The sequence below is a fragment of the Curtobacterium sp. MCSS17_006 genome (genome assembly GCF_003234215.1).
Classification (GTDB): domain Bacteria; phylum Actinomycetota; class Actinomycetes; order Actinomycetales; family Microbacteriaceae; genus Curtobacterium; species Curtobacterium flaccumfaciens.
This window is the reverse complement of the sequence record NZ_QKSO01000010.1, coordinates 58,879-72,013: the sequence shown is the minus strand read 5'-3', so window position 1 is coordinate 72,013 and position 13,135 is coordinate 58,879. Positions and strand designations below refer to the sequence as shown.

General features: G+C 69.2%; 12 protein-coding genes. 10 read left to right on the top strand and 2 right to left on the bottom strand.

Going from position 1 to position 13,135, the window contains the following annotated elements; genetic code table 11:
- Positions 1 to 232: 232 nt before the first annotated feature.
- Positions 233 to 1,033, top strand: coding sequence for an SDR family oxidoreductase (locus DEJ21_RS11055; RefSeq protein ID WP_111038526.1), 801 nt, complete (start codon positions 233 to 235; stop codon positions 1,031 to 1,033).
- A 66-nt stretch (positions 1,034 to 1,099) separates the two neighbouring features.
- On the opposite strand, the gene guaB is transcribed toward DEJ21_RS11055, so the two are convergent.
- A complete protein-coding gene (gene guaB / locus DEJ21_RS11050) occupies positions 1,100 to 2,602 on the bottom strand; it encodes an IMP dehydrogenase (RefSeq protein ID WP_071404638.1) in 1,503 nt (500 codons plus the stop codon).
- Positions 2,603 to 2,928: 326 nt separating this feature from the next.
- Here guaB and DEJ21_RS11045 point away from each other — a divergent pair, with 326 nt between their 5' ends.
- The 7 genes from DEJ21_RS11045 (at position 2,929) to DEJ21_RS11015 (ending at position 10,481) form a co-directional block, all read left to right on the top strand.
- On the top strand, positions 2,929 to 4,239 hold the full coding sequence (locus DEJ21_RS11045; protein ID WP_111224621.1) for a branched-chain amino acid ABC transporter permease: 1,311 nt from the start codon (positions 2,929 to 2,931) through the stop codon (positions 4,237 to 4,239).
- 12 nt (positions 4,240 to 4,251) lie between these two features.
- Complete coding sequence (locus tag DEJ21_RS11040) at positions 4,252 to 5,238, top strand: branched-chain amino acid ABC transporter permease (RefSeq protein WP_027466698.1); 987 nt, start codon at positions 4,252 to 4,254, stop codon at positions 5,236 to 5,238.
- Positions 5,231 to 6,121 (top strand): ABC transporter ATP-binding protein, encoded by an 891-nt coding sequence (locus DEJ21_RS11035; RefSeq protein ID WP_027466697.1) that lies wholly within the window; start codon positions 5,231 to 5,233, stop codon positions 6,119 to 6,121. The genes DEJ21_RS11040 and DEJ21_RS11035 overlap by 8 nt, the downstream gene beginning before the upstream one ends.
- Positions 6,118 to 6,924, top strand: coding sequence for an ABC transporter ATP-binding protein (locus DEJ21_RS11030; protein ID WP_258375012.1), 807 nt, complete (start codon positions 6,118 to 6,120; stop codon positions 6,922 to 6,924). Before DEJ21_RS11035 ends, DEJ21_RS11030 begins: the two co-directional genes overlap by 4 nt.
- A gap of 145 nt (positions 6,925 to 7,069) precedes the next feature.
- Positions 7,070 to 7,261, top strand: a complete 192-nt coding sequence (locus tag DEJ21_RS11025; RefSeq protein ID WP_027466695.1) for a hypothetical protein — start codon at positions 7,070 to 7,072, stop codon at positions 7,259 to 7,261.
- 152 nt (positions 7,262 to 7,413) lie between these two features.
- Complete coding sequence (locus tag DEJ21_RS11020) at positions 7,414 to 8,532, top strand: GuaB3 family IMP dehydrogenase-related protein (protein WP_027466694.1); 1,119 nt, start codon at positions 7,414 to 7,416, stop codon at positions 8,530 to 8,532.
- A gap of 62 nt (positions 8,533 to 8,594) precedes the next feature.
- Positions 8,595 to 10,481 carry a glycerol-3-phosphate dehydrogenase/oxidase gene (locus DEJ21_RS11015; RefSeq protein ID WP_111224620.1) on the top strand — a complete coding sequence of 629 codons (1,887 nt, stop codon included), beginning with the start codon at positions 8,595 to 8,597 and terminating at the stop codon, positions 10,479 to 10,481.
- Positions 10,482 to 10,569: 88 nt separating this feature from the next.
- Here the strand turns inward: DEJ21_RS11015 and DEJ21_RS11010 are convergent, their stop codons facing one another.
- Entirely contained in the window at positions 10,570 to 11,073 is a 504-nt protein-coding gene (locus DEJ21_RS11010; RefSeq protein ID WP_146247754.1) for a hypothetical protein, read from the bottom strand.
- A 75-nt stretch (positions 11,074 to 11,148) separates the two neighbouring features.
- Between DEJ21_RS11010 and DEJ21_RS11005 the strand changes: the two genes are divergently transcribed.
- Positions 11,149 to 11,679 (top strand): cation:proton antiporter regulatory subunit, encoded by a 531-nt coding sequence (locus DEJ21_RS11005; protein ID WP_017885470.1) that lies wholly within the window; start codon positions 11,149 to 11,151, stop codon positions 11,677 to 11,679.
- 3 nt (positions 11,680 to 11,682) lie between these two features.
- Entirely contained in the window at positions 11,683 to 13,131 is a 1,449-nt protein-coding gene (locus DEJ21_RS11000; protein ID WP_111224618.1) for a cation:proton antiporter, read from the top strand.
- Positions 13,132 to 13,135: the final 4 nt, after the last annotated feature.

The window sequence follows — 13,135 nt, the reverse complement described above, 5'->3', positions numbered from 1 at the left end:
TGCCGCTTCGGGTGAATGCGACGCCTCCACTGGATGTCGAGAAACGTAGGGTCCATGTGTTTCGCCCGTGTGACGGGGCGGTACGCAAAGGTGTTTCGTTACCGAGCCGTGACGTTCCTGTGCGCAGGGACAGGGATCGTCGCAGGAGCGACGGTGCGGGCGTGGCGACCCGTCCTGCGCCAGGCGGATGGTCCGGCAGGGCGCCCGGGAGGCCCGGCGTACGGTCCGCCGCATGAGCGACTTCCAGCCCACCACAGCCATCGTCACCGGCTCCGAATCCGGGATCGGCCGTGCGACCGCCGTCGCGCTCGCCGAAGCCGGCATGGACATCGGCATCACCTACCTGTCCGAACCCGACCGTGCCGAGGAGACCGCGGAGGAGGTCCGGAAGACCGGCCGTCGTGCCTTCGTCGAGCAGATCGACGTCTCCGACCTCGCCGGGGCGGCCGCCGTCGTCGACCGCCTCGTCTCGCAGCTGGGTGGCGTCGACGTCTTCGTGGCCGACGCCGGCACCGGCGACAACGCCCCGTTCCTCGAGATGACTCTCGACCAGTGGCGCCACACGGTGTCGACCGACCTCGACGGGGCCTTCGTCACGATGCAGGCCGCCGCGAAGCACATGGTGCAGGCGGGCACCGGCGGCCGGATCATCGGCATCACGAGCGTGCACGAGCACCAGCCCCGCTACGGCTCGAGTGCCTACGACGCCGCGAAGCACGGGCTCGGCGGCCTGCTGAAGACCATGGCGATCGAGCTCGCCGAACACGGCATCACCGTGAACGCCGTCGCCCCCGGCGAGATCGCCACCCGGATGACCGGCGCCGAGGACGAGGACCCGCACACCATCGACCGCCCCGGCGTGCCGCTCGGCCGTCCGGGCAACGCGTGGGAGATCGCGGCAGCCGTGGCGTTCCTGGCCTCGCGTGCGTCGTCCTACATCACCGGGGTCTCCCTACCGGTGGACGGCGGGATGCTGCAGATGGGCCCGCACGGCGGCTCGCACATCACGTCGAACGACTGGCGTTCGGCCTGACGCGTCCGCTCACGAACGCCAGACGCCCCCGCTCCGTCCGGAGCGGGGGCGTCTGGTCGAGTGCTGCTAGCTGCGGTAGTTCGGCGCCTCGACGACCATCTGGACGTCGTGCGGGTGGGACTCCTTGAGCCCCGCCGCCGTGATGCGGACGAACTTGCCACGGGCCTTCAGCTCGGGGATCGTGCGACCGCCGACGTAGAACATCGACTGCCGCAGCCCACCGGTGAGCTGGTAGACGACGTTGCCGACCGAGCCGCGGTAGGGCACCTGGCCCTCGATGCCCTCGGGGATGAGCTTGTCGTCGTTCGGCACGTCCGCCTGGAAGTAGCGGTCCTTCGAGTACGAGGTCTTCTTGCCACGGGTCTGCAGGGCCCCGAGGGACCCCATGCCGCGGTAAGCCTTGAACTGCTTGCCACCCACGAACACCAGGTCACCGGGGGACTCGTCGGTGCCGGCCAGCAGCGAGCCGAGCATGACGGTGTCGGCGCCGGCAACCAGGGCCTTCGCGATGTCGCCCGAGTACTGCAGACCGCCGTCGGCGATGATCGGGACACCGGCTTCGCGTGCGGCGAGGGAGGCCTCGTACACGGCGGTCACCTGCGGCACACCCACACCGGCGACGACGCGCGTGGTGCAGATGGAGCCCGGGCCGACGCCGACCTTGACGGCGTCCACACCGGCGTCGATGAGCGCCTGGGCGCCCGCGCGGGTGGCGACGTTGCCGCCGATGACGTCGATCGCGTCGAACGTCGGGTCGGCCTTGAGACGGCGGACCATGTCGAGCACGCCTTCGCTCTCGCCGTTGGCCGTGTCGACGACGAGCACGTCGACGCCGGCGTCACGCAGGGCCTCGGCACGCTGCCAGGCATCGCCGAAGAACCCGATCGCGGCACCGACGCGGAGTCGGCCCTCGTCGTCCTTCGTGGCGTCCGGGTACTGCTCGCTCTTGTCGAAGTCCTTGACGGTGATGAGGCCGCGGAGCTTGCCGTCGGCGTCGACCAGCGGCAGCTTCTCGATCTTGTGCTGCGCGAAGATGGCGATCGCCTCTTCGGGGTCGATGCCCTCCATCGCGGTGATCAGCGGGGCCTTCGTCATCACGTCGCGCACGTACGTGGTGGCCTGCTCGAACGTGGCCACGAAGCGCATGTCGCGGTTCGTGATGATGCCGACGAGGGTGCCGTCCTGCTCGACGACCGGCAGGCCGGAGACACGGAACTGGCCGCAGAGCGCGTCGACCTCGGCCACGGTGGCGTCCGGGGTGGTGGTCACCGGGTTGGTGATCATGCCCGACTCGGAGCGCTTGACCTTGTCGACGTAGGCAGCCTGGTCCTCGATGGACAGGTTGCGGTGCAGGATCCCGATGCCGCCCTGGCGCGCCATGGCGATGGCCATGCGGGCTTCGGTGACGGTGTCCATCGCGGCGGAGAGCAGCGGGACGTTGACGGAGATCCGCTTGGTGAGCCGGGACGCCGTGGACGCCTCGCTCGGGATGACGTCGGTGTGCCCGGGCAGCAGCATGACGTCGTCGTACGTGAGTCCGATGAATCCGAACGGATCCGGCTGGTCCATGGGTCCCCTTCGTGGGCGAGTGAAGTGTCGAGACACCGGGAACACGACGACGGGTTCCGGATAGGACATGGTAACGCGAGCGGCTGTCGCCGCATTCCGCCTGGAGGCACGGATCGCGCCCGCCTCGCAGCGTTCCTCCACAACGTCACAGTTCGGGTACGAATCACACAGGGAACGTGTTGGAAACACGGGTGTCACAAAATCCCCATAGGTTCCTCGTCATCCGAACGAGAGGCTCTTCCGTGGGATCCATCACTCCTCCGGGACGGGCGCAGCCGCGCCTGTTCCGCCTCCGCCACGCACGACGACGACCGGTCCTGGCGGCCGTGCTCGTCGCCGCGTTCCTGGCGACCTTCCTGATCGACTGGGCGGTCACCCTGCCGGCCTTCAGTGCCACCTCGGCACCGGCCACCAGCCAGGCGTGCACCGTCAGCCCCGACAACGGGTGCATCCAGGGCACGATCACCGACTCCGAGCGTGAACCGGCCGAGGGCGTCGACGTCGACGTGACCGGCCCGAGCGGCTTCGACCAGACGGCCACGACCAACGACGACGGCCGCTGGTCCGTCAGCGTCGACACGGCCGGCGAGTACACCGTGAGCGTCGACCAGGGCACCCTGCCGAAGGGTCAGTACCTGACGAACGCCGCCGACGCCGAGCGCAAGGTGCAGGCCACCCTGAACGCCAACGTCGGGCAGATCTTCCAGCTGTCCGACCAGAAGGGCGCCACGACCTCGACGGACTCGTCGGGTGTGAGCATCCAGCGGGCCTGGCAGCAGTTCGCCTCCGGGCTCCGGCTCGGGCTGCTCATCGCCCTGGCGTCGATCGGGCTCTCGCTCATCTACGGCACGACAGGGCTGTCGAGCTTCTCGCACGGTGAGCAGGTCACCCTCGGCGGTCTGCTGGCGTACGTGTTCGCCAACCAGCTCGGCTGGAACATATGGGTCACCGGCATCGTCGTCACGCTGTTGTGCGCCGCGACCGGGTACCTGCAGGACGCCGCGATCTGGCGCCCACTCCGGCGACGGCGCATCAGCCTCACACAGCTCATGATCGTGACGATCGGTCTGTCGATCGCCGCCCAGTACGCGTTCCAGTACTTCTTCGGCGCCTCGACGGTCCGCATCCAGCAGGGCAACCCGGAGACCGTGCGGTTCGCCGGCGTCACCCTGACGGTGCAGTCGTACGTCGCCATGGGGATCGCGCTCGTGGTCCTGATCGCGACCGGGCTCTTCCTGGCGAAGACCCGCTTCGGCCGGGCGACCCGGGCCGTGTCCGACAACCCGGCGCTCGCCGCGGCTTCCGGCATCGACGTCGACCGGGTGATCCGCTTCGTGTGGACGCTCGCCGCCGGCCTCGCGGGGCTCTCCGGTGTGATGCTCGGACTCGTCCTGAACGGCGTGAACTGGCAGACCGGGCTCCAGCTGCTCCTGCTCATGTTCGCCTCGGTCACGCTCGGCGGCCTCGGCACCGCGTACGGCGCCCTGGTCGGCTCGATGATCATCGGCGTCGTCGTGGAGCTCACGAACCTGGTGCTCCCCGGTGACTTCAAGTACGCCACCGCCCTCGTCATCCTCATCCTCATCCTGCTGTTCCGGCCGCAGGGCATCTTCGGCCGCGCCGAGCGGATCGGCTAAGGGAGCACGCGCATGGACTACATCCTCAACCTGCTGTCCTCGCTCACCCAGGAGGCACTCGCCCCGACCACGGCGGCGTTCGCGCTGGCCGCGATCGGCCTGAACGTGCACTTCGGGCTCACCGGCCTCGTGAACATGGGCCAGGCAGCGTTCCTGCTGCTCGGTGCCTACGGCTTCGCGATCTCGATCACCAACGGGCTGCCGTTCGTGATGGCGGTCCTCATCGCCCTGCTCGTCGCGATCGTGTTCGCGATCATCCTCGGCATCCCGACCCTGCGGTTGCGCGGCGACTACCTGGCGATCGTCACGATCTCCGGCGCCGAGATCATCCGCATGGTGGGCCGCTCGAGCCTGCTCACCTCGACCACGGGCGGCTCGAACGGCATCACCGGGTCGAGCTACCGCGACCCGTTCACCGCCCTCAGCCCGCTGCCCGACGGGACCACCACGATCCTGTGGTTCACGTACGCGAACAACGGCGTCAACGGCTGGTGGATCCGCATCGCGGCGTGGGCCATGGTCGCCCTGTTCACCCTGGTGCTCTTCCTGCTCATGCGCAGCCCGTGGGGCCGCGTGGTGAAGGCCATCCGCGAGGACGAGGACGCCGTCCGCTCGCTCGGCAAGAACGTCTACTCGTACAAGATGCAGGCGCTCGTGTTCGGTGGGGCGCTCGGTGCGATCGCGGGCATCATCTACGTGCTGCCGAGTTCGGTGCAACCGGACGCCATGGGCCGCTCGATGACGTTCTTCATCTGGACGGCGCTCATCCTCGGTGGTGCGGCGACGGTGTTCGGACCGGTGCTCGGAGCCGTGCTCTTCTTCGTCGTCCGGCTCTTCATCCGCACGCTGGCCGGCGACTTCATCCCCGACTCGATCATGAACGCGCAGCAGGCCGAGCAGTTCTCGTACGTGCTCGTCGGCGTCGCGCTCATGCTGCTCATCGTGTTCCGTCCACAGGGGTTGCTCGGCAACAAGAAGGAGCTGACGTTCAGTGTCTGAGACCTACGGCCACCCCAAGGCCGACCCGATCCTCACCGTCGACGACGTCACCCGCCGCTTCGGTGGCATGACCGCCGTGGACGTCGACCACCTCGAGGTCCAGCGCGGCTCCATCACGGCTCTCATCGGCCCGAACGGCGCCGGCAAGACCACGTTCTTCAACCTGCTCACCGGGTTCGACAAGCCGAGCCCCGGAGCGAAGACGCAGTTCAACGGCGCCACGCTGCAGAAGACGAGCGCGACGCACATCGCGAACAAGGGCATGGTCCGCACCTTCCAGCTGACCAAGGCGCTGTCCCGGCTCACCGTGATGCAGAACATGCTCCTCGGCGCCCGCGACCAGCCCGGCGAGAACTTCTTCGCCGCCCTGGTCAAGCCGGTGTGGGCGAAGCGAGAGCGCGAGATCACGGCCAAGGCCGAGGACCTCCTCGCCCGGTTCAAGCTCGACACCAAGGCCGACGACTACGCCGGTTCGCTGTCCGGCGGGCAGCGGAAGCTGCTCGAGATGGCCCGGGCGCTGATGTCCGACCCGACGATGATCATGCTCGACGAGCCGATGGCCGGCGTGAACCCCGCGCTCACCCAGTCGCTCCTCGGGCACATCCAGTCCCTGCGCGACGACGGCATGACCGTGCTCTTCGTCGAGCACGACATGCACATGGTCCGGCACATCTCGGACTGGGTGGTCGTGATGGCCGAGGGCAAGGTCGTCGCCGAGGGCCCGGCGGACACGGTGATGGACGACCAGGCCGTGATCGACGCCTACCTCGGTGCGCACCACGACACCGACCTGGGTGACGACTCGCTCCTCACCGAGGAGACCTTCGAGGAACTGGCGGAGGAAGTCGCCGAAGAGGACGCAGCAGAGGAGACGACCCGATGACGGACGCAACGGACCCCACGAACGCGAGCAGTGCCTCCAGTCCGTACCCGGCGGCCACGCTGGAACGCGAGCCGGTGCTCAGCGCGAAGAACCTCGTCGCCGGCTACCTGCCGGGCGTGAACATCCTGAACGGCTGCGACCTGGACTGCTACCCGGGTGAGCTCATCGGCATCATCGGGCCGAACGGCGCGGGCAAGTCGACGCTCCTGAAGGCGCTGTTCGGGCTGGTGTCCATCCGCGAGGGTTCGGTGACCCTGCAGGGCGATGACATCACGAACCTCAAGGCGAACAAGCTCGTGCAGGCCGGTGTCGGCTTCGTGCCGCAGACGAACAACGTGTTCCCCTCGCTGTCGATCGAGGAGAACCTGCAGATGGGGCTGTACCTGCGGCCCCGGAAGTTCGCCGAACGGCTCGAGGTCATCTACGACCTGTTCCCGGTCCTCGCCCAGCGGCGCAACCAGCGGGCCGGATCGCTCTCGGGTGGTGAGCGGCAGTCCGTCGCGATGGCCCGTGCGCTGATGATGGACCCGAAGGTGCTGCTGCTCGACGAGCCGAGCGCCGGACTGTCCCCCGTGCGCCAGGACGAGACGTTCCTGCGGACCCGCCGGATCAACAAGGCCGGTGTGTCGATCATCATGGTGGAGCAGAACGCGCGACGCTGTCTGCAGATCTGCGATCGTGGGTACGTGCTCGACCAGGGGAAGAACGCGTACTCGGGCACCGGGAAGGAACTCGCTGACGACCCCAAGGTCATCGAGCTCTACCTGGGGACGCTCGCCAAGGACGTCGACGCACAGCGCTAGCGCTGTCGTCGACTACGGGTACCGCTGTGGGGGTGGTATCCGTGACGGGTGGGGCCGTGCGTGGTCGCTTCGCGCCGCACGGCCCCGCTCCTGTACCCGGCCAGGAGGCGCGGCTCGCCCCGCGCGGGTCGGTATCGTTCCGCGGGTGCGCACCTCCGGACCCCTCGTGCTCGACGCCCTCGTCTGGCTCGTGTTCATCGCGCTCTTCGTCGGGGCGGCGCTGCTCGTCAAGGTCGCGGCCGTGCTGCTCGTCGTCCTCGTGGTGCTCGCGCTCCTGCTCGGCTTCGTGCTGCGGGCGCTCCGGAAGCGCCGCCGGGCCCCGCGGCGTCCGCGCTGAAGGCTGCGTGGTGCGAGGTTCCGCACGTCGTGCGACCCTCGCGACCTCGCACCGAACACGGAACCTCGCACCGTACGCGGCATGCCTCGCACGGTGCGAGCCGCACCGTCCGGCCCGTGCACGCCGCAGAGCCCGCCCGGTAGGCTGTCCGGGTGAGCGAAGTCGAGATCGGTGCAGGCAAGCGCGGACGTCGGGCGTACGCGTTCGACGACATCGCGGTGGTCCCCTCCAGGCGGACGCGTGACCCGCGCGACGTCAGCGTGCAGTGGTCGATCGACGCGTTCACGTTCGCGTCGCCGATCCTGTCGGCGCCGATGGACTCCGTGTCCTCGCCGGCGACGGTCATCCAGATGGGCAAGCTCGGCATCCTCGGTGTGCTCGACCTCGAAGGTCTGTGGACCCGCTACGAGGACCCGACCCCGTACTACGACGAGATCAAGTCGCTCACCGACGGCAACGTCACGAAGCGCATGCAGGAGATCTACTCCGAGCCGATCAAGGCCGAGCTGATCACCGCACGCCTGGCCGAGATCCGCGCAGCCGGCGTGCCGGTCGCCGGTTCGCTCAGCCCGCAGCGCACCCAGGAGTTCTCGAAGACGGTCGTCGACGCCGGTGTCGACCTGTTCGTCATCCGCGGCACCACGGTCTCGGCCGAGCACGTCTCCCAGACCGAGGAACCCCTCAACCTCAAGAAGTTCATCTACGAGCTCGACGTCCCGGTGATCGTGGGCGGTGCCTCGACCTACACGTCGGCGCTGCACCTCATGCGCACCGGTGCCGCCGGTGTGCTCGTCGGCTTCGGTGGCGGCGCAGCGTCGACCACCCGCGCCGCGCTCGGCATCCACGCCCCGATGGCGACCGCCGTCGCGGACGTCGCCGGTGCCCGTCGTGACTACCTCGACGAGTCGGGCGGCCGGTACGTGCACGTCATCGCCGACGGCGGGCTCGACACCGCGGGCGACATCGTCAAGGCCATCGCCGTGGGCGCCGACGCCGTCATGCTCGGCACCGCACTGGCCCGTGCGACCGAGGCCCCGGGTGGTGGCTACCACTGGGGTGCGGAGGCGCACCACCCCGAGCTGCCGCGCGGCCGCCGGGTCGAGGTGGGCACGATCGCCCCGCTCGAGAACGTCCTGAACGGCCCGACGCCGACCCACGACGGCCGCGCCAACCTCGTCGGTGCCCTGCGCCGCTCGATGGCGACGACCGGATACTCCGACGCCAAGGAGTTCCAGCGAGTAGAAGTGGTCGTGGCGCCGTACCACCAGTGACGGTGGCACCCGGGCGCGAACCCGGGTGACGCCACGGCGCCGACCGTGACCCGGAGGCGACGATGGCCAAGTCCAGCACGACGAAGCAGACCAGCACGGCCGGACGTCCACGTGACGTCGCGCCCGGCGTGGGGTTCGACCCCGCGGCGAAGCTCGGGCCGGACGAACGTGCGGCCGCGATCGAGACGCTGAAGACCAAGGAGCTCGACGTCCTGGTCGTCGGCGGCGGGATCGTCGGTGCGGGCAGTGCGCTCGACGCCGTGACCCGCGGCCTGAGCGTCGGCATCGTCGAGGCCCGCGACTGGGGCTCGGGGACGTCGAGCCGTTCGTCCAAGCTCGTGCACGGCGGCATCCGCTACCTCGAGCAGCTCAACTTCGCACTCGTCCGCGAGGCGCTCATCGAACGCGGCCTGCTGCTCCAGCGCATCGCCCCGCACCTGGTGAAGCCCGTGCGCTTCCTCTACCCGCTCAACCACCGGGTCTGGGAGCGCTTCTACATCGGCATCGGCATGGCGATGTACGACGTGTTCAGCTGGTCCGGCGGCCGTCCGCCCGGCGTCCCGCACCACCGGCACCTCAGCCGGAAGCAGGTGCTCAGGAACATGCCCGGGCTCAAGAAGGACGCCTTCGTCGGCGGCATGACGTACTACGACGCCCAGGTCGACGACGCGCGCTACGTCGCGTCCCTCGTGCGCACCGCGGCCTCGTACGGCGCCGAGGCAGCCAGTCGCGTCCGCATCGAGGGGTTCATCAAGGTCGGGGAGCGCGTGGTCGGCGCGCAGGCCCACGACATCCAGACCGGCGAACGGTTCGAGATCCGCGCGAAGCAGGTCGTCAACGCCACCGGTGTCTGGACCGACGACACCCAGGCGATGATCGGCACCCGCGGCCAGTTCAAGGTGCGGGCGTCGAAGGGCGTCCACCTCGTCATCCCCCGTGACCGGTTCCAGTCGAACACGGGCATGATCCTGCGCACCGAGAAGAGCGTGCTCTTCGTCATCCCGTGGGGCCGGCACTGGCTCGTCGGCACGACCGACACCGACTGGTACCTCGACAAGGCGCACCCGGCAGCGACCGCGGCGGACATCGACTACATCCTCGAGCACGTCAACAAGGTGCTCGCCGTCCCGCTCACCCGCGAGGACGTCGAGGGCGTCTACGCCGGACTCCGCCCGCTGCTGGCGGGGGAGTCAGACCAGACCTCGCAGCTCAGCCGCGAGCACGTCGTCGCGCACACCGTGCCCGGGCTCGTCGTGGTCGCCGGCGGCAAGTGGACCACCTACCGGGTGATGGGCAAGGACGCCATCGACGAGGCCGTCGCGGCCATGGACGGCAGGATCCCGGAGTCGACGACCGAGGACATCCCGCTCCTCGGTGCCGAGGGCTACCCCGCCGCGTGGAACCGACGCGCCCGCACCGCACGGAGCTTCAACGTGCACAAGGTCCGCATCGAGCACCTGCTCAACCGGTACGGCACCCTCGCGACCGAGGTGCTGCAGCTCGTCGAGCAGGACCCCGCGCTCGCCGAACCGCTGCCGGGGGCCGACGACTACATCGGCGCCGAGGTCGTCTACGCCGCCTCGCACGAGGGCGCCCTGCACCTGGAGGACGTCCTCGCCCGTCGTACCCGCATCTCCATCGAGGCCTGGGACCGCGGCGAGTCAGCAGCGCCCGTCGCCGCGAAGCTCATGGCGGACGTGCTCGGATGGGACCAGGAGACGACCGAGCACGAGGTCGCGAACTACCTGAAGCGCGTCGCCGCCGAACGGGAGTCGCAGCTGCAGCCCGACGACGAGAGCGCGGACCGCGTACGGCTCGAGGCCCCGGACATCGCGTTCGGCTTCGACGAGGACGACGTGGTCGTGGACGGCGGCCGTTCGGACGGCGCCGAGGGCGCGAAGGCGTCCGACGAGCAGGTCGTCGGCGAGAAGACGAGCGAGCCGGAGTAGGGCCGACCCCGGTCGGACGCGACCGGCTTCGACGACGGGTGTCGCGCCTCCAGGCTGACGAACGGCCTGGAGGCGCGACTCGCGTCCGTCAGGCGACCCGCGGTCCCGACGTTGCCCGGAGGGCGCGCCGCCGCTCGCCGAACACGATCACCACCGGGATCGCGACCAACGCGACCAGGCTCGTGACGTACAGGACACCGGCCCAGGCGGTGTGGGCGCCGCCGCTGACCCCGTAGCCGTCGGCGACGTCCATGCCGAGCTGGAAGCCGGTGACGAAGAACGGGACCGCACCCGCCGCGATGATCCCGAGCATCCAGGCGACGACGAAGTGCGGTTCCACGCGCCGCCAGAGCGTCACCGTCGCGACCACGAGCGCCAGCGCGACACCGATCGCCGCGGTGACGAGGATGGCGACGACGTCACCGCGGACGTCGAACCCCTGCCCCTCGAGGTGCGCGTGGATCGCGTCCAGCGAGGTGCCCGGCACCGCCGCGAGCGGATCCAGCACGAGTTGCTGCACCGCGAGCAAGGCTGCGTACAGCGCCACGACCAGCACCCCGACGACGGCCACGACGACCCGTGTTCTCCCCATCCACAGAACAGTAGCGGGAGGAATGCGCGGGACCACCGGGTGGTTAGCATGGGGGTACTCGAAGAGGGAGCCATCATGGTCGACGTCCATCGCGTCAAACTCCCCGGAGTCGGCGTGCTGCACAGCTTCTACACCGACGACGGTGGCAAGTGCGGTGTCATCACGCACCGGTCGGGGCACTCCGACCTCATCTCGTTCGCCGACGTCTCCGACGGCGCGGACAAGTCCGAGAAGGTCTCGCTGCGTCTCAGCGAGGACGAAGCGCACACGCTCGCCGAACTGCTCGGCGGCACCCGGATCACCGAGGGCCTCGACAAGCTCGACGAGATCCCCGGGCTGTCCATCGACTGGTTCTCCGTCGACTACGACGACGCCATCGCGGGCAAGCCCCTCGGTGACCTGCACGACTCCGGCTTTATCGGCCTGACCGTCGTCGCCGTGGTCCGTGGCGACAGCGCCAACCCGGCGCCCTCGTCGGACTTCGTCGTCTTCCCCGGAGACACGATCGTCGTCGCCGGATCCCCCGAGAAGGTCGCCAAGGCGTTCTCCTTCTACCGCAGCGGAGAGCTTGCGGCCGCCTCGGCCGAGGCCCCGCGGAAGAGCTAGCGCATGCACCTGGGTGGTGAGCTGCTCACCATCGGTGTGCTCTTCGTCATCGCCTACGTCCTGGGCCGGCTCGGCAAGACCATCGGTCTGCCGGCCATCCCGATCTACATGGTGGTCGGACTCGTCGCGAGTCCGAACACGCCGTGGTTCGGGCTGAGCGTCGAGTCCCACACGATCGAGCTCGTCGCGACGTTCGGGCTCATCCTGCTGCTGTTCAACCTCGGGCTCGAGTTCGACCAAGAGGAGTTCTACGGCAACGCCGGCAAGCTCCTGGTGTCGGGCGGCACCTACGTCGTCATCAACATGGGCGTCGGGTTCGCCTTCGGGTTCTCGCTCGGCTGGGGCACCCGAGAAGCCCTGATCATCGCGGGCATGACGGCGACGTCCTCGAGCGCCATCGTGACGAAGCTCCTCATCGAGCTCCGGCGCCTGGCGAACGACGAGACCCCGATGATCCTCGGCGTCACCGTGATCGAGGACGTCTTCATCGCCGTCTACCTGGCGATCGTCTCCGTCGTGCTCTCCGGCGACACCAACGTCTGGGCCGTCGTCGGCAAGCTGGCACTCGCGTTCGGGTTCCTCATCGTGATGTTCACGCTCGCGCGCTTCGCGGGCAAGTGGGTGTCGAAGATCTTCGCCACCCGTGACGACGAGTTGTTCACGGTGCTGTTCTTCGGACTCGCGGTCATGTTCGGTGGAATCGGCGACCTGCTCGGCGTGACCGACGCCATCGGTGCCTTCGTCATCGGCCTGCTCTGCGGAGCGACCCGGTACCGCGACCGCATCGAACAGCTCGCCCTGCCGATGCGCGACGTCTTCGCCGCGTTCTTCTTCGTCAACTTCGGGCTCGGCCTCGACCTGTCGACCTTCGGCGAGGTGCTCTGGCCCGTCCTCGGCGCCATCGGCATGACGGTCGTGCTCAACGCGGTCGCCGGCCAGATCGTCGCGCGCATGAACGGCTTCAACGTCCAGCAGGGCATCAACACCGCCGTCATCCTGGTGAACCGTGGCGAGTTCGCGCTGATCCTCGCGACGCTGTCGGCTGCCGCCGGGCTGGAGGCGCGGATCACCGCCTTCGCGGGCCTCTACGTCCTCTGCATGGCCGTCCTCGGGCCGCTGCTCGCGGTGAACTCGGACCGGATCGGCCGCCTCGTGGTGCGCCCGGGCCGGCTCATCCGCCTGCGCGGACGCCTGGGCGGCCGACGTGCCGTCGCCGCCGCCGCCGCCGAGAGCGCCGAAGCGGCCGAGGCCGAGGCGGACGCCACCGCCGCGGCGCGGAAGGCCGAGCGGGACCGCCAGTTCGCCGAGGAGTTCGCGCTCGTCGAGGCGGCTGGCAGGGACGAGCGAGACAATGAGGGGTCCGAGCCGACGTCCGCACCCGTGACGTCGCCGGTCGAGATCCCCGCCGAGCGCCCCGAGCGCCCGGTCCGACAGCGCGATCCGGAGTACTGATACA